The sequence below is a fragment of the Pelagibacterium flavum genome, assembly GCF_025854335.1.
Lineage (GTDB): Bacteria > Pseudomonadota > Alphaproteobacteria > Rhizobiales > Devosiaceae > Pelagibacterium > Pelagibacterium flavum.
This window is the reverse complement of the sequence record NZ_CP107716.1, coordinates 3,099,045-3,124,288: the sequence shown is the minus strand read 5'-3', so window position 1 is coordinate 3,124,288 and position 25,244 is coordinate 3,099,045. Positions and strand designations below refer to the sequence as shown.

Genomic DNA, 25,244 nt, shown 5'->3' with positions numbered 1-25,244 from the left:
CGCATTGCAATTCGTTTCTGCAAAGGCCGAAAAATTGTTCCTCCGCTTGTCAGGTCCGGGAAACGGGGCTAGCCATAGAGCCGACCTTCCTGCCCACGCGCATCATTTTTTCTCCGAAAGCTTTATCCGGTGTCCGAGTCTGCCCAGTCCCCGTCCGCAACCGCGATGCCCCGCCGGAACGTGATGCTGGGCATTGGGCTCAAAGTCGCCTCGGTCTTCGTTTTTGTTGCCATGAGCGCCGTCATCAAGGGGGCTGAAGGGGTCCCGGTCGGCCAGTTGATCTTTTTCCGCTCGGCCTTTGCGCTGGTCCCGGTCTTTCTCATCCTGGGCATGCGTGGGCAGTTGCTGGACGGCTTCAAGACGACGCGGCTCGGCTCTCACATCCTTCGCGGCATCCTGGGAACAGGCGGCATGATCCTGATCTTTTTTGGCCTTACGCGCCTGCCGCTCCCCGAAGCCACAACCATCAACTACGCGACGCCTCTGTTCATCGTCATTTTCTCGGCCGTGTTCCTGCGCGAAAAGATCAGGCTGTTCCGCTGGAGCGCGGTGGTGGTGGGGCTCGTTGGGGTCATCATTATCATGTGGCCGCGCCTGACCTTCCTCTCAAGCGATGCCGCGACGCTCGGGCCACAGGCGATCGGTGCCCTCGCAGCGTTTTCCGCCTGCATGGTCTCGGCAGCTGCAATGCTCACAGTGCGCAATCTGGTCAAGACGGAGCGCAGCGCCACCATCGTCATCTATTTTTCGCTGGTCAGCACGGTCATTGGTCTGGCTTCTATACCCTTCGGCTGGTTGCCGTTGAGCCTCGAAGAAGCCTTGATCCTCATGGGGGCCGGCGTTTGCGGTGGCGTGGGGCAGATTCTTCTGACCGAGAGCTATCGCCACGCCGAACTGACCACCGTCGCTCCGTTTGAATATTCCTCGATGATCCTCTCGATCGCCATCGGCTTTCTGGTTTTCCACGAAGTGCCGACCATCGAAATGCTGATCGGGGGCAGTATCGTCACCGCCGCCGGCATCTTCATCATCTATCGCGAGCACATGCTCGGCCTCGACCGGGCCAAGGTGCGCAAGGTGTCCAGCCCGGTTTAGGAGCGCTGCCAGCAAAAGTGGTCCCACTTTTGCGGTTCGGCGGCACGACCAGATAAGAATCTGGTGCGGTCTTATCCGAACATCAGAGTCCGGTGACACGCCGCGCCGGCCATTGCTCCGTCTCCTACGGCCAGCGGCACCGATCCGGCTGCCCGCGCAGCGTCTCCGCAGGCAAAAACGTGTGGCACGCTGGTCTGTTTCATCTCGTCGGTTACGATCTGGCGCCCATTGGGCAATTCCTCGATGGCACAGCCCAGCTGTTCGGCAATGGGGCTCGATGGAGAAACAATCGAGGCAACGAACAGTCCATCAAACGAGAGAACCCGCCCGTCGGTGAGCCGTACGTCGGCCCTTCCCGTGATCTCGGCGATCGTTCCGGTTTCCAACGCTGTGCCACGGGCAGCAAGCTGAGCCAATTGATCAGCGTCGGGCTCGAACGTTCCGTTGGGCAGAAAAATCGTCTGCCCCCAATCGGGCAGCATCAGGGCGTGATGCATGGATATGGCGCCGACACCGACAACCCCGATTTTCCCCTGATTGAGCTCATAGCCGTGACAATAGGGGCAGTGGAAGACGCTCTGCCCCCACCGCTCTTTGAGGCCGGTGATCTCGGGCAGCGTGTCGGTCACCCCATGCGCAAGGATCAGCCGTTTGCCTGCAAAATTCCGCCCGTCCTCAAGCGTGACCGTAAACCCGTCCTCGGCCCTTGCCGCGCTGGTGGCGTTGCCCTCGATCGAGGTTAGGGTCGGATAGGCCGCCAACTGCACGCCGGCCTGTGCCGCGATTACGTCGGGCGCCACTCCGTCCTGGGTCAGAAAGCCATGTGAATGACTGGCAAACCGGTTGCGCCGTTTGCCCCCGTCGATGACCAGAACATTGCGTCGTGCGCGGACCAGGGGAAAGGCGGCCGACATACCTGCATAGCTGCCGCCAACGATGATGACGTCGTAAATCATGGAAAACCTCGATAGCTACCGACCCGCCACCGGCAGGGTCATCTCGTAACCTCGTATATTACGTAATATGAAGAGTTACAAGATGCTGACGAGGCGATAGTGGCTATCGAGGCAGGTATTTCCGCCAGTTGTGCTGTTCGACAAAGCCCAGAACTTCGCGGACTTTCCGGTTGGAGATTGGCGCTTCATTTGGCCCCATCTCTCGCATGATCGGTGTATTGGGTGCCCATTTTGCCAGAAAGTCCGTCGTCGGCTCGTCTGCAGTGATCGTATCGTTCACCGCATTGAACACTTCAAAGCCCAGCCCGTCCTTTGCAATGGCAAGATCGACGATCTGGCCCAGATCGCGTGCATCGATATAGCTCCAGGCATTGCGCTTGCGCGAGGCGGGGTTGGTGAGGAAGTTCTTGAACTTGGGGTATTCATGCGGCTCGACCACATTGCCGATCCGCAGCGCGTAAATATCGGCGCCCGAGCGCATGGCGAACGCCCGGGCCGTTTTTTCATTGACCACCTTGGACAGCCCGTAGCTGTCCATCGGGTCGACGTCATAGTCTTCCTCGAGCGGAAAGCAGTGGTAATCCTTGTCGCCCTCGGCAAAGCAGACCCCATAGGTCGTCTCGCTTGAGGCGATGATGATTTTCCGGATCCCCAGTTTCACCGCCGCTTCGATCACATAGTAGGTCGAAACGGTATTGGCCTGGAATGTCACATTGTCCGGCTTGAGCAGAATGCGGGGCACGGCGGCAAAATGCACAACCGCATCAACCGGGGCAGGGCCATTTCCACTCTCAAGACCTTCAAATCCGAAATGCATCGAGAGCGCATTGAACGCCTCTCCGCTGTTGGTCAGGTCGGCTGACAGCGTGTTGACGCCCGGATGGTCGAGCGGCCGCAGATCGATATTGAAGACCTCGTGTCCTTGATCAAGCAGATAAGGAACAACATGACGGCCGGCTTTCCCGCTGCCACCGGTAAAGACGATGCGTTTGCCCAAAGCGAAAATCCTTCTGGTTAGGTTTCCAGCGCCGCCTTGACCGAAAGCAGGTCGGCCCAGGCGAGCCGTTTTGCGGCCGGCTGGCGTAACAAATATGCCGGATGCAGCGTTGCCACCGCGCGCATTGAATGGGAGCCGACCGTCAGGTCACGCCATTGCCCACGCAATCGTGTGATCCCGGTATTGGTTTCGAAAAGCGTCGATGCTGAGGCCCCGCCCAGCGCCACCAGCACTTTGGGGGCGACGAGTTCGATCTGCCGATAGAGAAACGGCAGGCATACGGCAACTTCCGATGGCGACGGCGTCCTGTTGCCCGGTGGCCGCCAAGGAACGGTGTTGGCGATATAGACCTTGGTCCGGTCCAGCCCGATGGCACCCAGCATCCGGTCGAGCAATTGCCCTGATCGGCCCACGAACGGCTTGCCCTGCAAGTCCTCTTCGCGCCCCGGCGCCTCGCCCACCAGCATGATCTCGGCATCCGGGTTTCCATCGGCAAACACCAGATTTGTGGCCCGCAGTTTCAGCCCGCACCCGTCGAAGGTTTCGAGCATGCCGCGCAATTGCTCAAGGCTTGTGGCGCTCGACGCCATTGCGCGCGCCTCGCTTGGATCGACATCTGCCGGGCCGCCCGCCACGGGCAGGGGCGGGGTCGCGGGCTGCGCCGCTTGCGCTACGATGGACGGGGCGGTCCGCCGCTGAGAGGGAGCGGGCTTGATTGCCGACTGTGCAAACCGGTCCACCGGCTCTTCACCAACCGCGATATCGATCCCCGCCGCGACGTACCAGTCGAGCGTGGCCAGAATTTCTTCGCGATTTAGCTGTCGATTTGTCATGTCAATTTTTGTTATGTCACACCGCGACCTGCGCTTCCACCTCACTTGGGAATGACTTATGGCCGATGCGATCGAACGCGAGATGATGGAAACCGGCGTGGTGATCGTCGGTGCCGGCCCGGCCGGACTGTCGGCGGCCATTGCGCTGAAACAGAAATCCCCCGATCTCGAAATCGTCGTCGTTGAAAAATCCGCCGATATCGGCGGTCATATCCTTTCAGGTGCCGTCATGGACCCTGCTGGTCTTGACACCCTAATCCCCGATTGGCGCGAAAAAGGCGCCCCGGTCGGTCCCGACGTCACCGAGGACAGCTTCGTCTATCTCACCGAAAAATCTGCCATCGCTTTCCCCGATCTTCTGATTCCACCGATCATGAAGACAAAGGGCGCTGTCATCATTTCACTCGGCGATCTGTGCCGCTGGCTGGCCGAACAGGCCGAGGCGCTAGGGGTTGATATCTTCCCCGGTACCGCCGCGGCTGATTTTATTACCGGCGAGAATGGCGAAATCCTCGGTATCGTCACCGGCGATATGGGCGTTGCCCGTGACGGAAGCCAGAAGCCGACCTTCACCCCCGGCATCGAACTGCGCGCCAAATATACACTTATCGCTGAGGGCGCTCGCGGATCGCTCGCCAAGCGCCTGATCGCGAAATTCGGTCTGGCGGAGGGCCGCGCCGCCCAGAAATACGGGCTAGGCATCAAGGAAATCTGGGAAATTGATCCGGCAAAACACAAGCCGGGCAAGGTCACCCATTTCATGGGCTACCCCATGGGCAACTCCACCAGCGGTGGCGGCTTTTGCTATCACGCTCAGGACAACAAGATCTATCTGGGGCTGGTCGCCCATCTCGACTACGAGAACCCCACATTTTCACCGTTCGGTGAATTCCAGCGCTTCAAGCAGCATCCCGAAATCGCCAAACTGCTCGAAGGCGCCACCTGTCTTTCCTACGGCGCGCGCGCGCTGACGTCGGGCGGCTGGCAATCGATTCCCAAAATGGCCTTCCCGGGAGGAGCGCTGATCGGGTGCTCGGCTGGTTTCATGAACGTGCCGCGTTTGAAGGCCATCCATAACGCCATCCGCTCAGGTATGGCCGCCGCCGCCGAAGTTGCAAGCGCCATTACCGCCGGCCGCGCCAATGACGAAATCGCAACGCTGGACGAAGCAATTCTCTCCACCGGCATCCGCGATGATCTCTATCCCGTCCGGGCCGTCAAGCCGCTCTGGAGCAAGCTGGGCACCTTTGTGGGGGTCGGGCTGGCCGGCGCCGATATGTGGGTTTCGAGCCTCGCCAAACTCTCTCCCTTGGGTGGCCTGGTTTCCGACAAGCCCGATTTCGCGCGGCTTAAGCCGATCGCCGAAGTGACCCCCATCGCCTACCCCAAGCCGGATGGCAAAACCAGTTTCTCGCGCACCGAATCGGTCTATCGCGCCAATATCGCCCATGAGGAGGATCAGCCCGTCCATTTGCGGCTGACCGATCCCGAAGTGCCGATTCGGGACAACCTCCCCAAATATGGCGAACCCGCGCCGCTCTATTGCCCGGCCGGGGTTTACGAGGTGGTCGAGGAAGCGGGCGATCCGGTGTTCAGGATCAACGCCCAGAACTGCGTGCACTGCAAGACGTGCGACATCAAGGACCCGGCCCAGAACATCAACTGGGTGCCACCCGAAGGCGGAAGCGGCCCCAACTATTCGGGAATGTGAAAATCGCGTGAGCCGCCAAGGCTTGCGGCCCCCGTGCATTTGCGTGAAAAGGTCTCGTTAGCCGTTGCGCCCAACAATCGACAGGATTGCCGCGTTTGGCTATTGGAGATGATGGGTCGGTTTTGGCCTGCAAAGCGAGGAGTTCAGGAACAATCGTGCTAAAGCTGCTTAAACGGCCGATCCATGCCCTGGTCGTCGCCGCGCTCTTTGTCGGCGTTCCACTTTCGCCTTCTTTCGCGCAGCAGGACGTCCTGCCTATGCGCGTGTCGAGTACTATGGGCAGCTATCTGGCCGGGCTTGCCGCCATTGATGCGCTCGATGCGCGCCGCGCCGCGTCGCTGTTCATGCAGGCGGCAGAGCGTGACTGGGAGAACCCGGTCTACTCCAGCCAGGCTTTCCTTGCCTATCTGCTGGCCGGGGAGATTTCAGAAGCGGCCACCATGGCCCAGCATGTCGTCGATCTGAACCCCGAAGACGAGCTCGCTCATCTTGTTCTGGGGTCCGTTGCGCTCAAGCAGCGCCGTTACGCCTCGGCCGATCAGTTGCTCTCGCGCGTGCCGGAGGCCTCGCTGGTCGGCATCATCGCCTCGGTTACCCGCGCCTGGGCCAAGGTCGGCGAAGGCGATATGGACGCTGCAAACGCTATTCTCAGCCAGGTCGGGCAGGGCGGGTTTGGCGAGTTCATCATCTTCCATCGTGCCATTCTGGCCGATGTCGGCGGTGAGCGAGAAGCAGCGATCGATCTGGCCCGCGAGGCTTACGAGCTCGATCCGCTCGTTCCGCGCATCGCCGAAGCCTACATCCGTATGCTAGGCAATGCAGGACGGTTCGAAGAAGCGCAGGCCGTGTTGGACGCCTTTGCTGAACAGGGTGTCGAACATCCAGTGGTCGATTCCCTGCGCGAGCCTATCGCCAACGGCAAAAGGCCCGGACTTTTTGCCGGATCCGTCCAATCGGGCGCTGCTGAAATGCTTCATGGTCTGGGCACGGCACTGGCCCGCGACGGTTCGATTCAGCTCGGCGTCGGCTTCCTGCGGCTTGCCAACTACCTTGATCCCGAAGCGGCGATCATTTCAATTTCACTTGGTGAGCTTTTGGCCAGCGCCGGGCGCTATGACGAGGCCGACGCGATCTTCGAGGCCGTCCCCAACGATTCTCCCCTGCGTATCAACGCGCTGGTGCGCCTCGCTGAAAACATCGATCTGCGGGGCGATCGTGAAGCCGCCATTTCCCGTCTTCAAAATATCGCTGTCTCCCACCCCGACAATCAGGAAGTGCAGGGTATCCTGGGCGACACGCTGCGTTACGCCCAACGGTGGGAAGAGGCGGCAGAGGCCTATTCAGAGGTCATAGATCGGCTTGATCCTGCCCGTCCCAACGATTGGCGCTTCTATTATGTGCGCGGCATTTCCTATGAGCGCGCCAAGCAGTGGGAACGGGCCGAAGCCGACTTTCTCAAGGCGCTCGAACTGCGGCCCAACCACCCCGATGTCCTGAATTATCTCGGCTATACCTGGGTGGATCGCGGCGAGAACCTTGAAGAGGCGCTCAAGATGATCGAGCAGGCCGTCGAACTCTCACCGCGCAACGGCTATATCGTCGACAGTCTGGGCTGGGCCTTCTATAAGCTGGGCCGCATAGACGAGGCCGTTGAAGTGCTCGAGGACGCTGTCAATCTTTTGCCTGCGGACCCTGAAATCAACGACCATCTGGGTGATGTGTACTGGGTGGCCGGGCGCGAGCGCGAGGCCATGTTCCAGTGGCGCATTGCCATTGACGTAGATGAAGAAGGCGCGGTTACCGAACGCGCCACGCCAAAGCTGCTCCACGGGCTGGACCCAAGCGCACCCATCGGGGATTAATGCCGGTAACCGAACCCGCACCGGCCAAGGTCAACCTCGCGCTCCACGTTGTCGGGCGCCGGGACGATGGTTTTCATCTCCTCCATAGCCTTTGCGTATTCACCGAACTTGCCGATCTGGTTTCGGCGGCGCCAGCGCGCAAGGACCGGCTTCACGTCTCGGGCCCGTTTGCTACCGATTTGCCCAATGGGCGTGGAAACCTCGTCATCCGGGCTCTCGAAAAGTTCCGGGTGCGCTTCCCAGATCACTTGCCGGAGGGCATCGAGATTCATCTCGAAAAGCACCTCCCCATCGCCGCCGGGCTGGGCGGAGGATCAGCCGATGCCGCCGCTGTGCTGCGCGTTCTCGCTCGGATGAGCGAGCAGCCGGTGGCCGATTCAGACATCTTTGCACTCGCCGCAACGCTGGGTGCCGATGTGCCCATGTGCCTTTTGAGCCGGCCCTGCGAGGTGACCGGCATCGGCGAAAATATCGCCCCGCTTGCGACCTTCCCCCAGATGCATCTGGTTCTGGTCAATCCTCTCGAACAGGTTTCCACTCCGGACGTGTTCAAGCGGCTGAGCCAAAAGCACAACCCACCCATGCCCGAGCTTCCCACCCAACTCGACCGCGCTGCACTGCTCTCGCTCTGGCTTGCCGATACCCGCAACGACCTCGAAGCACCCGCTGCCGAGTTGGTGCCGTCCATCCCACCCATCGTAAAGGCGCTTGCGGCCACTTCGGGCTGTGTGACGGCGCGTATGTCCGGCTCGGGCGCCACGTGCTTCGGCCTTTACGGCAGCGCCGCCGCCGCCCATCAGGCGGCCCATGATTTGCGTGAACGCTTCTCGGGCTATTGGGTCGCCGCCACGCCGCTGCTTGGGCAATAAGCCCCTACCAGCCTCCGCCGCCTCCGCCACCGCCGCCGCCGCCGGAGGATCCGCCGCCGCCCGAGCCCGACGAGCTCGATGCTTGCGGCTGGGACGAGATCATGGCTGCGCTGAGCCCGGTCGCAACCCCGCCCATGGTGCGTGCGAAATTGCCTGAGGAAAAATCACCACCCCTGTACCAGTGCGGAGAGTAGTCGGTGCCCGCATCCTTGACCGCGTGACGGGCAAGATCGTTCTCGAAACGCGTGGACCAGGGCTTTTCCACGCCCAGTGCCATGGCGTAGGGCAGAATGGCTTCAAAACGCGAAACGCTCATTTCTGGCTCGCCCTGCAGATTGAGGCGCTCTTTCTCCGCGATCTCGAGATACATTTTGAACCCATCGATTTCGTCCATGACCTTGCGGCCGTGCACCGTCGGCGCCCGCATCAGAACCGCAAACACCAGCGTCACGGCAATAATGGTGATTGCTGCCACGAACGGAAAATCGATAGTGGTGAAATCGAGGACGTCCAAAGCGAAGGCGCCTGAATTGGCAAAGAAAACTCCCATGATGGCCAGGCCAAAAAAGCGCCCGATCCCGCTGCCCTGCCAGAACGACCGGGCTGCGGTGCCGATGATCGACAGAAACACGGCTGCGAAGGCGGCAAAAAAGACAAACAACGGATCGAGCACGCCGGTAATCACCATCGCCACCAGCGACAAGATACCGATCAGAACCCCGCCCACGATGTAAATCCGATGATTGTTGAAATAGACCGTGCGGTTTTCCGCTTCCAGCGCTGCAATGAAATTTGTCTTTGTCTTGCTCAGCTCCGGGCCGCTCGATTTGTCGATGGTCACCGGGCTCATCGCCTTGAGGTCTCCATAGATGACCGCCTCGCCCGGCGGCAGGCGGTCCTTGGGATATCGTCCCGTCACCGTCAGGGTGTTCTTTTTTCCCTGTTTGTCTATTTCGATCAGTTCTTTGGTGGCCAGTGAAATCAGCGCCGCCGAAAAGGCTGTCCAGCCTGCTTTGCCCCATCCCATGGTATGGACGTAGTGGACAAGTGCCGGGGAAAAACCCTGGGGCGGGTAAAATCTGGGAAATATGACTCCTTTGGCGGGATCGCGCCCCACTGCGCCCCAAGCCAAGGCGTTGTAGGCGACGACGATCAGGAGCATTGCCAGTGGGACCACATAATCGCGGTAATCGGAAAGCCAGAACACCAATGCATCGGTGCCTTCAGGCGCAGTGAGAATGCCCTTCTCGAACGATACCGAAACGGTCAGTCCTTCGCCGGGCCGCAGCGCCCGCGTCACCGTGAACCGGGCCCGCCGGTCATCCAGCCGCTCGGTCGAACTGTCGGCGCCGCTCACTCCGAATTCGCCGGTATAGGCGTTGAGCTCGGTAATCTGGGCGCCCTCGGGCAGGATCACCAGCGCCCGGGGCCGCAGGATCGGAAAACTCCAGTAATTGCCTGTGGCGTTCCAGTAGAATTCGTCATGATCGTTAAACATCCGCGCCGCGCGATCCATGCGATAGACGATTTCGTATCGATGAACGCCTGTCGGCAGGAAGATATCGGCCGACCCGATCCGAATGCGCTGCCCGCCCGAAATACCCTCGACCGCAAAAGGTTCGGCAGCCCCGTTGCGCGTCACCGAAACCACTTCGAACGGCAGCCGGATGGTCCGCCCATCTGGCGTTTCCAGCAGCGTCGGAATATCGCGGAATATCCCGCGTCGGATCTCATTACCTTCAGCGTTGACAGCGATCTGCTCGGTGATCGTCACGGACGTGTCGGCATGCACTTCGAAAATCGCGTTGAATTCGCGGATTTCCTCGCGCGCCAATGCCGGACCGGCGCAAATGAGCAAGATCAGGGCAAGAACGAAGCGATACATCGGCCTTACTGGAACTTGACCTGCGGCACCGCACGGTCCGCTTCGTTTTCCAGCTCGAAATACTCCGCCTTTTCGAACTTGAAGACATTGGCAACGATGTTGGAAGGAAACGATTCCACGGCAATGTTGAGATTGCGCACGGCACCATTGTAATAGCGCCGCGAAAGCTGGATTTCATCTTCCACGGTTTGCAGCGCCGCCTGGAATTCGAGGAAGTTGGTGTTGGCCTTAAGGTCCGGATAGGCTTCGGCCACGGCAAACAGCCGCCCCAACGCCCCCGAAAGAAGGCCTTCCGCGTGTCCGCGCGCACCGGGCGATGCATTTTGTGCTGCCTGCACCGCGGCACGGGCATCGGTCACCGCCTGCAGCGTCTCGCGCTCATGACCCATATAGCCCTTGACCGTTTCCAGCATGTTGGGAATGAGGTCGGCGCGGCGCTTGAGCTGCACGTCGATCCCCGACCAGCCCTCTTCGACAAGCTGCCGGTTTCGGATCAGAGTGTTGTAGATGTAGATCGCATAGCCGATAACGGCCACGACCAATAACAGGATCGCCCATTCCATTCGCTTTGCCCTCGCGCGATTGCCGTGGGAGAGTGGCACCATACCACGGCGATATCAATGGGTTGGGTGCACCCTTGTGCGGCTTGTGCGGTTGGGAGATGATCGGGGTGGAGGACAAGCCATGGCCAACGATTCTATAGGGTATTCCGGCCTGCAGATCACGCTGCATTGGCTCATTGCAGCGCTGGTGCTCTTCCAGTTCGTGTTCCACGAACCGATTGTGCAAGCCTTTGATGACCGCATCGACGGTGATATGCCCGTTCCGGTCGAGGAGACCGGCGCGTGGCTGCATGTCGTGGGAGGGGTGATCATCCTGATCCTTGCCCTCATTCGAATCACGGTTCGGACCCGCCATGGCGTTCCCGCGGTGCCCCGCGAGCATCCCGCGCTGCTGCGCTGGATCGCTCTGGCCACCCACTATCTGCTCTACGGTTTCATCATCGGCATGCCGCTGGTGGGCGCCGCCGCCTGGTTCGGTGGCATTGAGGCGGCCGGCGCGATCCATTCTGCCGCACGCTTTATTCTGGTCCCGCTGATCCTGGTGCACGCCGCTGGCGCGCTGGTCGAGCATTTCGTCCTGCGCACGAACGTGCTGCGCCGGATGCTGGTGCCCGAAAAGCGCTAGGCCGCCCCGCCGCCAGCTGTCTGTAGCCATGCAGCGCCGCATGCCTTGGCAAGTTCGCGAATGCGAAGGATATAGCTCTGGCGCTCGGTCACCGAGATGACCCCGCGCGCGTCGAGCAGATTGAAATTGTGGCTGGCCTTTATGACCTGTTCATAGGCCGGAACCGCCATGGTCTGGCGATCACCATCTTGACCGGCCGCCAGGATGGCCCTGCACTCGTCCTCGGCGTCCTTGAAGTGCCGGAACAGCATTTCGGTATCGGCGGCTTCGAAGTTGTACTTGGAAAATTCCTGCTCGTTTTGCAGGAACACCTCGCCATAAGTGACCTTCTCGTCGCCCTCGCGCCCGTTGAAGTTGAGGTCGTAAACATTTTCGACCCCCTGCACATACATGGCCAGCCGCTCCAGCCCGTAGGTGATTTCCCCGGGCACCGGTGAGCATTCAAAGCCGGCTACCTGCTGGAAATAGGTGAACTGGGAAACTTCCATCCCGTCGCACCAGCACTCCCAGCCCAGCCCCCACGCGCCCAGAGTCGGGCTTTCCCAGTCGTCCTCAACGAAACGGATATCGTGCAGTTTCGCGTCCAGCCCGATGGCGGCCAGCGACTGCAGGTAAAGCTCCTGAATGTTGGCGGGCGAGGGCTTGAGGATCACCTGAAACTGGTAATAGTGCTGCAGCCGGTTGGGATTTTCCCCATAGCGCCCGTCGGTCGGTCGCCGCGAGGGCTGCACATAGGCCGCGTTCCATGGCTTGGGCCCCAGCGCCCGCAGCGTGGTCGCCGTATGAAACGTTCCCGCGCCCATCTGCATGTCGTAGGGCTGCAGGATCACGCAGCCCTGGTCGGCCCAGAAATTCTGCAAGGTCAGGATCAGCCCCTGAAACGAGTTCCTGGGGTCCATATGGGGCTTGTGCAGCTCGGGCATAATTGTTCCGGATAACACCGTTGTTGAAAGCGGCGCGACCGTAGTTGTGCCGCCATCCAAGGTCAAGCGCGACCGGTCATTCCTTACCCGGCCGATAAACCCCGTCGTCGCCACGCTCCAGCGTCACCACGCCTCCGGATTTCAGCTCGGCCTTGTTGCGCTCGATCTGCGCCTTGCGCTTTGCCTGGGCCCGCGAGTCGTCCTCGGCGAATTTCTTGCGCCAGTCGCGCAGGATCGAGCGCAGCCCGATCCCGATCAGCAGCGCCAGCAGAATGGTGACCAGTGTCGAGATACCCATGGCTACAACCCCAGTCGGGACCAGATTTCCCGGTCCTCGATTTTTGCGATAACGTCGCCGGCAATATCGCCGCGTGCCGACAACCCGAAATTGGGCAGTTGCAGCAAGCCCCTCTTGGGTGCGATCGATTTGATTGTCACGTCCTTGCCGAACCGCTCGCGCAGCGTGCCGTGCAGGTCGCCCAGACCGTCCACCAGTCCCATCCCCAGCCCGCGCTTGGCGGTCCAGAACTCGCCTGTATAGATTTCGTCATCGGGCAGGGTGATCTTTGAAGCCCGCCGCGATTTTACATAGTCGATGAAAACGTCGTGAATATCGAGCTCCATCTGCTTGATGCGTTCAATGTCTTCAGGCTTTTCGGGCAGGAACGGATCGAGCGTCGATTTGTTCTTGCCTGCCGTATAGAGCCGCCGGTCGATGCCCAGCCTGGCGATCGCATCGACAAACCCGAAACTGGCCATGATCACGCCGATCGATCCCACCAGCGAGGAGGGGTCGGCGATGATCTCGTCGCCTGCCGTGGCGATGAAATAGCCGCCCGAGGCCGCGGCGTCCTCGACGAATACCAGCACCTTTTTCTCATGCTGATCGGCCAATTGCCGAATGCGCTGGGCAATGAGGCGGGATTGCACCGCTGAGCCGCCGGGCGAATTGACGATGATTGCTATCACAGGCGCTTTCTTGAACTTGAACGCCTTTTCAAGCAGTGGCGCAACCGAGGCGATGTTGAGCCGGCCGGGCTTGAGCTCCTGAGAAATAACTCCCTGCAGCCGGACAACGGGAATAACCGGTCCGCCGCTGCCGAAAATTCTCTTGTACCAGGGACGCTTGGGAGCGTCGATCTGGCCGTCGGTAAATGCGGTCACCTATATCTCCCCGTGTCCAATTGCTTCTTGCGCGAGTGTCTTTGGCCCCATTTAGGCATTCATTTGCTGTCCTGCCAGTCCAGTCGCGTCTCGCCCCGCAGGATGGATCGTACCGGTTCGGCATATTCGCTGCCCGTTTCGCCATGCACGATCAATGGCGGAAGCAGCGCCATCGGTGCCTTGCTGCCCTTGCGGCCCCTGACCAGCACGCGGCTGGCCGCCATGCCGGGCCGCGGCGCGATGGGAAGAACGGTAATGGCGCCCATGCGCGAGTTGAACGCGGCAAGAAGCTGAGGCAGGGCCTGAGCGACATGGATAAAGATCACTTCACCTTTCGCGTGCGCGCAGGATACCGCCGTCCGCACCCAGCCCGAAACCTCCCCGTCCGTGTGTCGCGCCGCCGCCCGCGCCGGATCTGGTGCGTGGGTTCCCGCGTCGAAATACGGTGGATTGGCAATCACCACGTCGAAACTGTCGGTGCCCAATCCCAACGCCTTGCGCTCGGCACCCGTCGCGGTGGCGCTGATTTTCAGAATTGTCGCGCGGTGAGTAAAGCTGTTGGCCTCCACATTGGCGGCAGCCAACATCGCCATTTCGGCGTTGTTTTCCACCATCGTTGCCTCCAGCCCTTCTTCGTGAGCCAGCGCGCATAGCGCCGCTACGCCCGCTCCCGCCCCCAGGTCGAGCAATTGCCGTGTGCCTTGGGGCAGGCTCGCCCCCAGAAGAACCGAGTCCAGCCCGGCCCGAAACCCCTTTTCGGGTTGGGCTATGGACAATTTGCCGCCCAGAAATGCGTCTGCATCCGGCTGTTGACGTTTTACAAATTCGGGCGGCTGGTTTACCGACATGAAAACTGGGTCCTCGCTGGATGTTTGGCCTAAAGTGTAATGCCACTTTCGCGGCGCGGGGCTGACAATAGACGGTTTCGGTAATAAGTGGGTATTCCTGTTCCGTCCCGAGCGCGGCAGCAGACAATTGGCTAACGGTCCTCTGGCATGGAACCGGATAGCTTTAAAAGCACTGTATCGGGAGGGCATCGCCCTCCTTGGGGAGTTTGAACGTCAATGGCGGTTGAAAATCTGGCGCCGAGACCTCTAGTCGACGCCTCGGCGGTAATCGACGATCTGATGGCTGCAACTGGCGATGGCATGGATGCGGTTAACCGCCTTATCCTGTCACGGTCCGAGAGTTCGGTCGATATGGTGCCCGAAGTCGCCAACCATCTGATCGATGCCGGTGGCAAGCGTCTGCGCCCCATGCTCACACTCGCCGCGTCCGCCCTGTTCAGCCGGGTCCGCGGCAACGAAATCCGTTTCGCCGCCGCCGTCGAATTCATGCACAATGCAACGCTGCTCCACGATGATGTGGTGGACGAAAGCGATATGCGCCGCGGCCGCCCCGCCGCACGGACCATATGGGGCAATCAGGCCTCGGTCCTGGTGGGCGATTTCCTTTTGGGCCAGGCGTTCCTGATGATGGTGGAATCGCGCGACATTGATGCACTGGGTGTGCTTTCTCGCGCCGCAGCGGTCATCGCCGAAGGCGAGGTCTTCCAGCTCGCCAAGGCGGGGGATCTCTCGACGACGCCTCAGGATTACGAAAAGATCATCCACGCAAAAACCGCAACGCTTTTTGAGGCGGCCACCGAAGTGGGCGCCATGGCGGGAGGCGCCGATAGCACTTCGCGCAAGGCGCTTGCCGCCTATGGCCGCGAGTTGGGCATGGCCTTCCAGCTTGTCGACGACGTGCTCGATTATGGCGGTGCTCAAGGCTCACTGGGCAAGAACACCGGCGATGACCTGCGTGAAGGCAAGATGACCCTGCCGGTCATTCTCGCTCTGCAGGCCGGTAGCGAAGCTGAACGCAAAACGATCGAACGGGCATTGGGCAATCCCGAATCCGGCGAGGCCGAACTGGCCGAGATCCTTGCGATTTTCGCGCGCTACGACACACTGACCCAGACCATGGCAAAGGCCGAAAGGCACGCCGAAACGGCCCGCGCCGCGCTGGCCAATATCCCCCAGACTGTTGAACGCGACATTCTGTTCGGCGTCCCTGAATTCTGCACCTCGCGCGCGTACTGAATTTCGGGGCCAAATCGCGGCGTCAGCGCTGAGCGTACACAATCGCGTCAGATAAGAACGGTCGTTGGAGCCGTCGGAGTTCTCTATCGCCCATATGCCGCGAGAAAGACTCTGACACCGTCCCGCGCTTCCTTGCGCAGTGCTTCGGAGTCGGGGATGGCGTCGTCGCCCAAGAGCATCGCCTGATTGAGCGGGGTCGACATCACCAGCCAGTTGAAATGCGACGCCGCAACCATCGAATCGTCAAACCTCAGCAGTCCCCGCGCCTTGAGTGACTCGAACAGATTGGCAAGGATTCCGATCGCCCGCAGTGGCCCGCGCTCGTAAAGAACCCGCGCCAGTTCGGGAAACCTCGGCACTTCGCCGATCACCAGCCGCCGCAGTTGCATGATACGCGGGTTGAGAACGATATAGAGCTGGCGAAAGGCATATTCCTCCAGATAGGCTGCCAGGTTCTCTGGATCGACCGGCGGTGCGTCTCCATGGACGCGGTCGCCCGTCCTGTCGGTCAGCGAGGACACGATCTCGATGAACAGGGCCTCCTTTGAGGAAAAGTGCTTATAGACGGTCTGTTTGGATACCGCCGAGCGCGCCGCGATCTCGTCCATGTTGGTCCCGAGATAGCCGTTGATAAGAAATATCTCTGTCGCCGCTTCAAGGATTGCCTGCCGCTTGCGCGCCGAACGGGGCGTCGTCTCGATAGCCGTTCCTGAATTCGTTTCCGCTTTTGGCATCGTGTCCGGGCCATCCAAATCAGTTTGCGATTGACAATATAGTACTGGACAGTCTAGTTCTGCGCAAGCTCCACAGTACTGGACGGTCTAGTTCTAAAAAGGATGTGAGATGAGAAAGCTTCGATTGCTGGCGGCTCTGGTCGGTGCGGGTCTTCTGATCGGCCCTCAGAGTTCCGTGGCGCAGGCATCCGCCGAAGCCCCCATGACCCCAACAGCAGAGATGACAATGACCCAATCCCCGAAAACCGGCACGCTGAAGGTGCCCGGCGCAACGCTCTATTACGAAAGCTGGGGCCATGGCCCCATGCTTCTCATCATTCCCGGCGGACCTCAGGATGCCGGGGTTTTTGCCGATCTTGCCCATGCGCTGGCAGATCGCTACACCGTTGTCGCTTACGACCCGCGCGGCAATTCGCGCTCGACATTCGATGGGGCCATTCAGCCTCTCGACCTTGACATCCAGGCTGACGACGCTGCCGCGTTGATCGACGCACTGGGGCAGGGACAGGCCTACGTCATGGGGACCAGTGGCGGGGCCCATATCGGGCTCAACCTCGCCGCACGCTATCCCGAAAAGGTCAAGGCGGTTGTCGCCCACGAGCCGCCGTCCACGATGCTGCTCGAGGATCCCGCCGAGGCAATTGCCTTCGATGAGGCGGTTCACGCGACCTACAAAAGCGAGGGCGTTGAGGCCGCCATGGGAATGTTCTTCGGCGCCGCCGGCATGTCCGAGAGCCCCGAAGCGGACGCTGCGCCCGATTTCGAGATGTCGCCCGAAGCCGCCGAAACCTTCGCGCGCGTCAGCGGCAATTTCGAGTATTGGCTCGCCCACGCCATGTTGCCGCTCTCGCACTACACGCCCGACGTTGAAACGCTCAAGGCTGGCGCGCCGCGGGTGATCGTCGGCATCGGTGCGGATTCCAGGGGCAGCCCCATCGAGGAACTCAGCATGGCTCTCGTGAACGCGTTGGGCGTTGTTCCTGTCACATTCCCCGGCGATCATACGGGCTTTGAGCCCCATGCCGATGCGTTCGCCGAAACCTTGCACCAGACGTTCGGCGCCAACCAGGGAGACAGCTAAATGTACATTCAGTTTGCCGAACTGCCGGTTACCGATCAGGATCGCGCCAAAGCGTTCTATACCGGAAAGCTCGATTGCGAAGTGGCTGCAGACGCGCCGATGGGGGCCGATGGCTGGAGATGGATCGAACTCAAATTTCCCGGGACGCAAACCAATCTGCACTTCATCCGCCGCGAGAACGACACGCCCTCGGATATGCCCGTTCTGGTGTTCGTTGCAGATGACGTGGCGGGTACCATCGAGGCGCTCCGCGTCAAGGGGGTCGAGATTGTCACCGAACCGCACGAGCCCACCTGGCAGCCCGGCCGAGCCGTGGCCGAATTTCGCGACAGCGAAGGCAATCGCATGGTGATCGGTACGCCATAGGCGAAAAGTCCCTAGCGTATGCGGCGAGACATAACTTGCCGCATAGCGCTTGCAACCGCAAACTCCAGTGTTGCGGTGCGGCCATGGCCGCCCCCAATGGACTTTCGTCCCATCCCCTGCTACCGCTTCGCCAACATTCCCAAAGACCCGCCCAAGGCACCCCGACCATGCCCGAATTGCTGCTTGAGCTCTTTTCCGAGGAAATTCCCGCACGTCTTCAGCGCCGGGCAGCCGAGGACCTCAAGAAGGCCGTAACAGATGCTCTGGTTGAAAAGGGCCTTGTTTATGAAAGCGCTGGCGCCTTCGCCACGCCGCGCCGCCTGGCGCTGACGGTCACCGGTCTGCCTGCCGCTTCGCCCGACACGCGCGAAGAACGCAAAGGTCCCAAGGTTGGCGCGCCCCAGCAGGCTCTCGATGGTTTCCTGCGCGCCGCCGGTCTGTCGAGCATCGATCAGGCAAAGGTCCAGTCCGACGAAAAGAAGGGCGACTTCTACGTCGCGGTGATCGAGAAAAAGGGCGCTCCAGCGATCGATATCTTGCGCGATATTCTGCCCGCAACCGTAAAGACCTTCCCTTGGGGCAAGCCCATGCGCTGGGGTGCCGGCAGGCTGGAATGGGTCCGCCCGCTCCGCGCCATCACCGCAACCTTTGGCCCCGAAGGTGAAGAGCCCGATGTGATCGAATTTGAACTGGGTGCCGTGACCTCGGGCAACACCACCTACGGCCACCGGTTCATGGCCCCCGGTGCCATAAAGGTCCGGCGCTTTGACGATTACGTGCAGGCGCTCGAAAAGGCGCGCGTGGTTCTCGACATCGACCGCCGCAAGCAGATCATCAGAACCGACGCCGAACAGCTCGCCTTCGCTCAGGGGCTCGAACTGATCGTCGATGAGGGCCTGCTCGAAGAAGTCGCCGGGCTGGTCGAATGGCCGGTGGTCATGATGGGGTCGTTCGACGAGACGTTTCTTAAAGTCCCCGAGGAGGTGATCATCGCCACCATTCGCGCCAACCAGAAATGCTTCTGCCTCAGAGACAGCGCGACGGGGAAACTGGCCAACAAATTCATCCTCACCTCCAACATCGTCGCCGAGGATGACGGCAAGACCATTGTTGCGGGCAATGAACGCGTCATCCGCGCCCGCCTGTCCGACGCCAAATTCTTCTACGAAACAGACCTGGAAACCCCGCTGCTCGACAATCTGCCCAAGCTCGAAGACGTGGTCTTCCACGCCAAATTGGGAACACAGGCCGAACGGGTCTCCCGCATCGAAAAACTGGCCGCCGAAATCGCCCCGCTGGTTGGCGCCGATGTTGAAGACGCAAAACGCGCCGCAAAACTCTCAAAGGCCGATCTGCCCACCGGTATGGTGGGCGAATTCCCTGAACTTCAAGGCCTGATGGGCCGCTATTATGCGCTGGCGCAGGGCGAAAGGCCCCAGGTCGCCACGGCCATCGAAGAACACTACAAGCCCCTCGGCCCCTCCGATCGCGTGCCCACCGAACCGGTCGCCATCTCTGTCGCGCTTGCCGACAAGCTCGATATCCTCACCGGCTTCTGGGCGATTGATGAAAAGCCGACAGGCAGCAAAGACCCCTACGCCCTGCGGCGTGCGGCACTGGGGGTGATCCGGCTGATCGTGGACAACAAGCTGCGGCTCTCGCTCAGCCGCTTCGTATCCGATGGCGATCTCCTCTCGTTCTTCCATGATCGCCTCAAGGTCTCGCTCCGCGATTCCGGCGCCCGTCACGACCTCGTCGATGCGGTGATTTCGTCAGATACTGACGACATCCTGCAGATCGTCTCGCGCGTTGCTGCGCTGTCCTCGCTGCTCGCTGCCGAAGACGGCAAGGCCCTTCTCGCCGGATACAAGCGCGCCGCGAATATCCTCACCGCAGAGGAGAAAAAGGACGGCCGCGCCTATGCCGACCCGATCGATGCTGGAAGGCTTTCCACCCCCGAGGAACAGAGCCTCGGCACAGCCATTGCACAGGCCCGCACCGACGTAACCGCCCGTCTCGAAAACGACGACTACGCCGGTGCCATCTCGGTGCTCGCCTCGCTCCGCACCCCCGTCGATGCCTTTTTCGAATCCGTCCTCGTCAACGACCCCGATCCTGCCATCCGCGCCAACCGCCTCAATCTTCTGGCGTCCCTGCGCGATACGATGCATCTGGTCGCCGACTTCTCAAAGGTCGCAGGCTAGAGGACAAGGCCTCTCACAAGCGATTATGAGAAACCAAATCCAAAGGATTTTCACATGAGCGTCGGTCTTCTCGCCCTTCTCGATGATGTCGCCGCCCTCGCCAAGGTGGCGGCGACTTCGGTCGACGATATCGCCGGCCAGGCCATGAAGGCCGGCGCCAAGGCAGCCGGGGCGATGATCGACGACGCCGCGGTGACGCCCAAATACGTCCAGGGCTTCAAGCCCGAGCGCGAACTGCCGATCGTCGGCAAGATCGCCCTGGGCTCGATCAAAAACAAGCTGATCTTCCTTCTGCCTGCTGCCCTTCTGCTCAGCGCGTTTCTGCCCTGGATGATCAATCCGCTGCTCATGCTGGGCGGGGCCTATCTGTGCTATGAAGGTGCCGAAAAGGTCTATGAAGGCCTCTTCCCGCACCAGGCACACGAGCACGAGAAAAAAATCGTTCCGTCCGCGGCCAGTGCCGAAAAACTCGAGGCGGAAAAGGTCGCCGGTGCGATCAAGACCGACTTCATCCTGTCCGCCGAAATCATGACCATCGCACTGGCGCAGATCCCGGCCGGCAATGTCGTCAACCAGGCACTGGTGCTTCTGATTGTGGCCCTTGGCATGACCATTCTCGTTTATGGCGGTGTGGCCCTGATCGTCAAAGCCGACGATGTGGGGCTTTATCTGGCAAAGGACGGCAAGACCGGCTGGGGTCGTGCCATCGGCCGGGGACTGGTCGCGGGCATGCCGGTCTTTCTCAAATGGCTCGCCATCGTCGGCACGGCCGCCATGCTCTGGGTCGGCGGCGGTATCATCGTCCACGGGTTGGCAGGCATGGGTTTTGCCGGACCCGAACACTGGATTGAAGACGTTGCTCACTTGGTAGAGGGCGCAGTCCCAGCCATCGCAGGTGCTCTCAACTGGCTGACGATTGCTGTCATCTCGGGAATACTCGGCCTCGTGATCGGTTTTATCCTGATCCCGGTGGCCGAATTCGCCATCGCGCCGGTGCTAGGCCTGTTCCGCAAGCAAAAGCCGGCCGCGCACTGAGCCACCTGGCAGCGCTTGAGTTGAGATGACTGTAGGTTAGCGCCCCTTGAAGGGCGCCATGCCTTCGTTCGCCAGCCGGTCGGCGCGTTCGTTGAGGTCGTGCCCCGCATGTCCCTTCACCCAGTGCCAGGTGATGGTGTGCCGTTTTGTTGCGGCATCGAGCGCCTGCCAGAGTTCAACATTCTTGACCGGCTTTTTAGCTGCTGTCTTCCAGCCATTGCGCTTCCAGCCGTGCAGCCAGCCCTGAATGCCGTTCTTGACGTACTGGCTGTCGGTGTGGATTTCCACCGAGCAGGGGCGCTTGAGCGCATTGAGCGCTTCAATGGCGGCGGTCAGCTCCATCTGGTTGTTGGTGGTCTGGGCCATGCCGCCCTTGAGTTCCTTGACGGTGCCATTGTATTCGAGCACCGCGCCCCAGCCGCCAGGACCGGGATTACCCGAACAGGCCCCGTCGGTGTGGATAATCACCGTTTCGCTCAATGCCCCGACGCCTCTTCGAGCTGGCGCAACACGCGGGGAATGTTGAAGGCGATATTTTCTTCCGCCGTTACGGCGATCTCGACATTGACGTTGAACCGCTCGGCAAAGGCCCCGATCACTTCCTCCACCAAAGATTCAGGTGCCGAAGCGCCGGCTGTGATGCCCAGCGAAGAAATATCTCCGAACTGGTCCCAGTCTATATCTCCGGCGCGCTGGACGAGCACCGAAACCCTGCATCCGGCCCGCTCGCCCACTTCCACAAGCCGCATCGAGTTCGATGAATTGGGCGCCCCCACCACGATCATCGCATCCACCCGCGGCGCTACGGCTTTCACAGCCTCCTGCCGATTGGTGGTGGCGTAGCAGATGTCTTCCTTGGCCGGCACGGCGATATTGGGGAACCGGCTCTTGAGCACCATCACCATGGCGCTTGTGTCGTCCACCGACAGCGTGGTCTGGGTCACCAGCGCCAGATTGTCCGGGTCGCGCGGCGTGAACGCCTCTGCATCCGCAACAGTTTCGATCAGCGTGATCTTGCCCGGCGGCAATTGCCCCATCGTGCCGATCACTTCGGGATGCCCCCGATGCCCGATCAAAACGATATCATGCCCCTCTTCGGCATGGCGCTGGGCTTCCACATGCACCTTGGTTACAAGCGGGCAGGTGGCATCGAGAAAGAACATGTTGCGATGTTTGGCTTCGGCGGGCACCGATTTTGCCACCCCGTGCGCCGAAAAGATCACCGGCGCATCAGTGCCCTCGGGAATTTCTTCGAGCTCTTCGACAAAGATCGCACCCTTGGCGCGCAACCCGTCCACAACGAACTTGTTGTGAACGATCTCGTGGCGCACATAGACCGGCGCCCCGTACTTTTTGAGCGCCAGATCGACGATCTGGATGGCACGATCCACACCGGCGCAAAATCCGCGCGGCGCGCACAAAAGGATGTCGAGGCTGGGCTTGTCGGTCATGGTCCTCACATGCGGTTTGTCCCTGCCCAAGTCAAGCCACCTTGCTGTGAGCTTTTGCACGAGCGCTTCCAGCAAAAGTTGCAGACTTTTGCGGTTCGGAAGCGCGAGCAGGCAGGTCCGGTGCTTCCAGCAAAAGTTGCAGACTTTTGCGGTTCGGAAGCGCGAGCAGGCAGGTCCGGTGCTTCCAGCAAAAGTTGCAGACTTTTGCGGTTCGGGAGCGCGACAAATGGCAATACCCCACCCCTGTTGCCCGAACCCCGGCACACAGGCAATATGGCACCGATTCAGTTAGGGTTATTTCTCTTGGTTGCGCCTTCCCAACAGATGTTCGCAATTGCCCCGGCTCAGGGAAAGCCCTCCTTGAGCCGCGCACAATTGCGTCTTCTGGTCGGCAAGGCGCGCTGGCTGCACGTGGCCGCCGATGCCGGGCTCGCAGTAGCACCCACTATCGCCATCACCCGGACGGCGTGGGATGCGCTCCAGGCCGAGCGCAAGACCGGGACCGACACGCTGCGCAAGGTCTGGGTCACCACTCTCTTCAAGCTGGTAACACCGGGCAAACAGCCGCCGGAGCTGGTCGTTCGCACCTCTGCCCCGCGCCATATCGCCGGCCTCCAGCCCGCGCGCACGGGGTTGTCAGCGCCTGCCAACGAACTTGAAGCCGTCGATCCGCACCGCGCCATGGGCAAGGCCATCAATGCCGCTTTTGCCAGCTACGGCCCACCTCTCGCTGGTTGGGCCAGCGAGGCCGAACGCGAGGCGCGTGACAGTCAGATCGTCATTGTCCAGGCGACGGTCAGCGGCCGGATCGAACATTTTCTCTCGCGCAACACGACGACGGGTCGACTTGGCCCGGTCGCAATGCCGGGCGAGCCGCTACCCAAATTGCCTGTAAGCACCGCAAAGCTGATTGAAACCATCGACGCTGCTTCGGGCCAGCACATGGCCTGCGTTGTATCGATCGAGGGCAATGTCGCCCGGCTGGTTTCCGCCCGGCCGGTTCAGGTCAGCGCCGGGGCGCAGCTCGAGGCGGCGGTGGAACGGGTCGACGCCAAGGTCTGGATGCCCGCCGAAGCGGTGAGGCGCTTTAATCCCACCCAACTCTCCCAATTGCTTCATCCGCGCCTGACCGATGATCATCGGGCAGTCGCAATTGCATCGGGCCTCGGCGTTTCACCCGGCGCCGCGAGCGGGGAAATCGTCTTTACCCCCGACGATGCCGCGCGTTGCCGCGCGCGCGGGCGCCATTGCATCCTGGTGGTCATGGAAACCGGCCCGGGCGATATCGAGGGCATGAAAGCCGCCACCGGGTTCGTCACCGCTCGGGGCGGAATGACCAGCCACGCCGCTGTCGTGGCCCGAATAACCGGAAAGCCTTGTGTTGCCGGCCTGCGGATCTTGCAGATCGATGCCGAAAACGGCACCTGCAAGATCGGCGATCAGACGTTCACGACCGGCCAGCGCATCACCATCGATGGGTCCGAGGGCGCGATTTACGAAGGCGCTTTACCGCTTTCCCGTCCCCATATCGGCGGGGCGCTTTCGCGGCTATTGGACTGGGCTGACGACAGCCGCACGATTGCCGTCAGGACAAATGCCGAAACCATAGAGGCCGCCCGGACGGCCCTGAGCTTCGGTGCCGAAGGAATCGGGCTGGCGCGTTCCGAACACATGTTTTTTTCCGGCGAGCGCATGCGGGCTCTCCGCCGCCTGATCCTGTCTGAAAACGAGCAGGATCGCGCCACTGCCCTTGAGGGACTGGTCGATTATCAGGCGGCCGATTACGCCGCACTGTTCCAGACAATGCAGAACAAGCCCGTCAACGTGCGCCTCTTCGATCCGCCCCTGCACGAATTTCTGCCGCGCAGCGAAGACGATATCGAAGATACCGCCGAGGCGTTGGGCCTCTCGCTCAAGGCGCTCAAGGCGCGTTTGCAGCGCCTCGATGAGGTCAATCCCATGCTCGGCCATCGCGGTGTGCGGCTGGTCATCACCTATCCCGAAATTCTTGCCATGCAGGTGCGGGCCCTGGTGGCCGGCGTCGAAGCGGCCATGGACAATCAGGATCTGCCGGTCAATCTTGAGATCATGGTGCCCTTCGTCACATCGGCCCGGGAGGTCGCCTGGGTCAAATCTCGCATCATGGATATCGTGGGCAATGCGCCGGTCTTCCAGCGCGGTGCCAATCTGGCGTTCGGCACCATGATCGAATTGCCCCGCGCATGCCTGAGGGCGGGAGACATCGCCAAAGAAGTCGATTTCATTTCCTTTGGCACCAACGACCTCACCCAGACGACCTATGGCATCTCCCGCGATGACGCGCCGGCCTTTCTCGCGACATATCATCGCCGGGGGCTCTATGATGTCGACCCGTTCGTCACCATCGATCAGCGCGGCGTGGGCGAATTGATCCGCATCGCCATCGAGCGGGGCAGGGCGGTCAATCCGCATTTGAAGGTCGGCATCTGCGGCGAACACGCCGGCGAAACCAATTCGCTGCGGTTTTTTTCCGGGCTGGACATCGATTATGTCAGCTGCTCGCCCTATCGCGTGCCGGTGGCGCGTATGGTTCTGGCACAGTCGGACAACGCCAGTTAACCATCGAAGCTTCCTGATAATGCCTTGGCGTTGCCGCAATCTGAACTTTTCCGTGCCAATTTACCCGTGTTTACACCTTCATAACCCTAATCAACGATCATCGGGATTGTCGGCATTTGATCGGCTTGGTGTTGCACTTGTGCATCGCATGCCAGACCGGTCGGATCGACACCGGAACGATGGCGTATTTTTCATCACGGGTTCCGGT

The 25,244-nt window shown here is 60.9% G+C and carries 23 protein-coding genes; 11 read left to right on the top strand and 12 right to left on the bottom strand.

Annotated features, from left to right (window positions below):
• Positions 1-165: 165 nt before the first annotated feature.
• Positions 166-1,095, top strand: a complete 930-nt coding sequence (locus OF122_RS15725; protein WP_264225134.1) for a DMT family transporter — start codon at positions 166-168, stop codon at positions 1,093-1,095.
• Positions 1,096-1,166: 71 nt separating this feature from the next.
• Here the strand turns inward: OF122_RS15725 and OF122_RS15720 are convergent, their stop codons facing one another.
• From OF122_RS15720 to OF122_RS15710, 3 genes are all read right to left on the bottom strand, one after another.
• A complete protein-coding gene (locus OF122_RS15720) occupies positions 1,167-2,051 on the bottom strand; it encodes an NAD(P)/FAD-dependent oxidoreductase (protein ID WP_264225133.1) in 885 nt (294 codons plus the stop codon).
• Between the two features lie 103 nt (positions 2,052-2,154).
• Positions 2,155-3,048 carry an NAD-dependent epimerase/dehydratase family protein gene (locus OF122_RS15715; RefSeq protein ID WP_264225132.1) on the bottom strand — a complete coding sequence of 298 codons (894 nt, stop codon included), beginning with the start codon at positions 3,046-3,048 and terminating at the stop codon, positions 2,155-2,157.
• 17 nt (positions 3,049-3,065) lie between these two features.
• Positions 3,066-3,881, bottom strand: coding sequence for a uracil-DNA glycosylase (locus OF122_RS15710; RefSeq protein ID WP_264225131.1), 816 nt, complete (start codon positions 3,879-3,881; stop codon positions 3,066-3,068).
• Positions 3,882-3,939: 58 nt separating this feature from the next.
• Here OF122_RS15710 and OF122_RS15705 point away from each other — a divergent pair, with 58 nt between their 5' ends.
• The 3 genes from OF122_RS15705 to OF122_RS15695 all read left to right on the top strand — a co-directional run bounded on the left by OF122_RS15705 (position 3,940) and on the right by OF122_RS15695 (position 8,323).
• Entirely contained in the window at positions 3,940-5,592 is a 1,653-nt protein-coding gene (locus tag OF122_RS15705; protein WP_264225130.1) for an electron transfer flavoprotein-ubiquinone oxidoreductase, read from the top strand.
• A gap of 155 nt (positions 5,593-5,747) precedes the next feature.
• Complete coding sequence (locus OF122_RS15700; RefSeq protein ID WP_264225129.1) at positions 5,748-7,454, top strand: tetratricopeptide repeat protein; 1,707 nt, start codon at positions 5,748-5,750, stop codon at positions 7,452-7,454.
• On the top strand, positions 7,454-8,323 hold the full coding sequence (locus tag OF122_RS15695) for a 4-(cytidine 5'-diphospho)-2-C-methyl-D-erythritol kinase (protein ID WP_264225128.1): 870 nt from the start codon (positions 7,454-7,456) through the stop codon (positions 8,321-8,323). The genes OF122_RS15700 and OF122_RS15695 overlap by 1 nt, the downstream gene beginning before the upstream one ends.
• 4 nt (positions 8,324-8,327) lie before the next feature.
• On the opposite strand, the gene OF122_RS15690 is transcribed toward OF122_RS15695, so the two are convergent.
• Both OF122_RS15690 and OF122_RS15685 read right to left on the bottom strand, forming a co-directional pair.
• A complete protein-coding gene (locus OF122_RS15690; RefSeq protein WP_264225127.1) occupies positions 8,328-10,208 on the bottom strand; it encodes a DUF2207 domain-containing protein in 1,881 nt (626 codons plus the stop codon).
• Positions 10,209-10,213: 5 nt separating this feature from the next.
• Positions 10,214-10,771, bottom strand: coding sequence for a LemA family protein (locus tag OF122_RS15685; protein ID WP_264225126.1), 558 nt, complete (start codon positions 10,769-10,771; stop codon positions 10,214-10,216).
• A 121-nt stretch (positions 10,772-10,892) separates the two neighbouring features.
• On the opposite strand from OF122_RS15685, the gene OF122_RS15680 reads away from it, so the two are divergent.
• Positions 10,893-11,396 carry a cytochrome b gene (locus OF122_RS15680; RefSeq protein ID WP_264225125.1) on the top strand — a complete coding sequence of 168 codons (504 nt, stop codon included), beginning with the start codon at positions 10,893-10,895 and terminating at the stop codon, positions 11,394-11,396.
• Here the strand turns inward: OF122_RS15680 and OF122_RS15675 are convergent.
• The 4 genes from OF122_RS15675 to OF122_RS15660 form a co-directional block, all read right to left on the bottom strand.
• Positions 11,393-12,295, bottom strand: a complete 903-nt coding sequence (locus tag OF122_RS15675) for a glycine--tRNA ligase subunit alpha (RefSeq protein WP_264227682.1) — start codon at positions 12,293-12,295, stop codon at positions 11,393-11,395. The two genes, OF122_RS15680 and OF122_RS15675, sit on opposite strands and share 4 nt — an antisense overlap.
• A gap of 100 nt (positions 12,296-12,395) precedes the next feature.
• A complete protein-coding gene (locus OF122_RS15670) occupies positions 12,396-12,617 on the bottom strand; it encodes a hypothetical protein (protein ID WP_264225124.1) in 222 nt (73 codons plus the stop codon).
• Between the two features lie 2 nt (positions 12,618-12,619).
• Positions 12,620-13,483 carry a S49 family peptidase gene (locus OF122_RS15665; RefSeq protein WP_264225123.1) on the bottom strand — a complete coding sequence of 288 codons (864 nt, stop codon included), beginning with the start codon at positions 13,481-13,483 and terminating at the stop codon, positions 12,620-12,622.
• Positions 13,484-13,542: 59 nt separating this feature from the next.
• Positions 13,543-14,331 (bottom strand): tRNA1(Val) (adenine(37)-N6)-methyltransferase, encoded by a 789-nt coding sequence (locus OF122_RS15660; protein ID WP_264225122.1) that lies wholly within the window; start codon positions 14,329-14,331, stop codon positions 13,543-13,545.
• Positions 14,332-14,547: 216 nt separating this feature from the next.
• Between OF122_RS15660 and OF122_RS15655 the strand changes: the two genes are divergently transcribed.
• Positions 14,548-15,567 carry a polyprenyl synthetase family protein gene (locus tag OF122_RS15655; RefSeq protein WP_264225121.1) on the top strand — a complete coding sequence of 340 codons (1,020 nt, stop codon included), beginning with the start codon at positions 14,548-14,550 and terminating at the stop codon, positions 15,565-15,567.
• A gap of 83 nt (positions 15,568-15,650) precedes the next feature.
• On the opposite strand, the gene OF122_RS15650 is transcribed toward OF122_RS15655, so the two are convergent.
• On the bottom strand, positions 15,651-16,301 hold the full coding sequence (locus OF122_RS15650) for a TetR/AcrR family transcriptional regulator (RefSeq protein WP_264225120.1): 651 nt from the start codon (positions 16,299-16,301) through the stop codon (positions 15,651-15,653).
• Positions 16,302-16,410: 109 nt separating this feature from the next.
• On the opposite strand from OF122_RS15650, the gene OF122_RS15645 reads away from it, so the two are divergent.
• From OF122_RS15645 to OF122_RS15630, 4 genes are all read left to right on the top strand, one after another.
• Positions 16,411-17,382, top strand: coding sequence for an alpha/beta fold hydrolase (locus OF122_RS15645; RefSeq protein WP_264225119.1), 972 nt, complete (start codon positions 16,411-16,413; stop codon positions 17,380-17,382).
• A complete protein-coding gene (locus OF122_RS15640; protein ID WP_264225118.1) occupies positions 17,383-17,748 on the top strand; it encodes a VOC family protein in 366 nt (121 codons plus the stop codon). It abuts the gene before it with no gap.
• 167 nt (positions 17,749-17,915) lie between these two features.
• Entirely contained in the window at positions 17,916-19,952 is a 2,037-nt protein-coding gene (glyS, locus tag OF122_RS15635) for a glycine--tRNA ligase subunit beta (protein ID WP_264225117.1), read from the top strand.
• Positions 19,953-20,006: 54 nt separating this feature from the next.
• Positions 20,007-20,987, top strand: coding sequence for a DUF808 domain-containing protein (locus OF122_RS15630; protein WP_264225116.1), 981 nt, complete (start codon positions 20,007-20,009; stop codon positions 20,985-20,987).
• Positions 20,988-21,023: 36 nt separating this feature from the next.
• Here the strand turns inward: OF122_RS15630 and rnhA are convergent, their stop codons facing one another.
• Both rnhA and ispH read right to left on the bottom strand, forming a co-directional pair.
• Complete coding sequence (gene rnhA / locus OF122_RS15625; protein WP_264225115.1) at positions 21,024-21,467, bottom strand: ribonuclease HI; 444 nt, start codon at positions 21,465-21,467, stop codon at positions 21,024-21,026.
• The gene (ispH, locus tag OF122_RS15620) at positions 21,464-22,438 is read right to left on the bottom strand and encodes a 4-hydroxy-3-methylbut-2-enyl diphosphate reductase (protein ID WP_264225114.1); all 975 of its coding nucleotides are present in this window, start codon (positions 22,436-22,438) and stop codon (positions 21,464-21,466) included. The genes rnhA and ispH overlap by 4 nt, the downstream gene beginning before the upstream one ends.
• Positions 22,439-22,798: 360 nt before the next feature.
• Between ispH and OF122_RS15615 the strand changes: the two genes are divergently transcribed.
• Positions 22,799-25,036, top strand: coding sequence for a putative PEP-binding protein (locus OF122_RS15615; RefSeq protein ID WP_264225113.1), 2,238 nt, complete (start codon positions 22,799-22,801; stop codon positions 25,034-25,036).
• Positions 25,037-25,244: the final 208 nt, after the last annotated feature.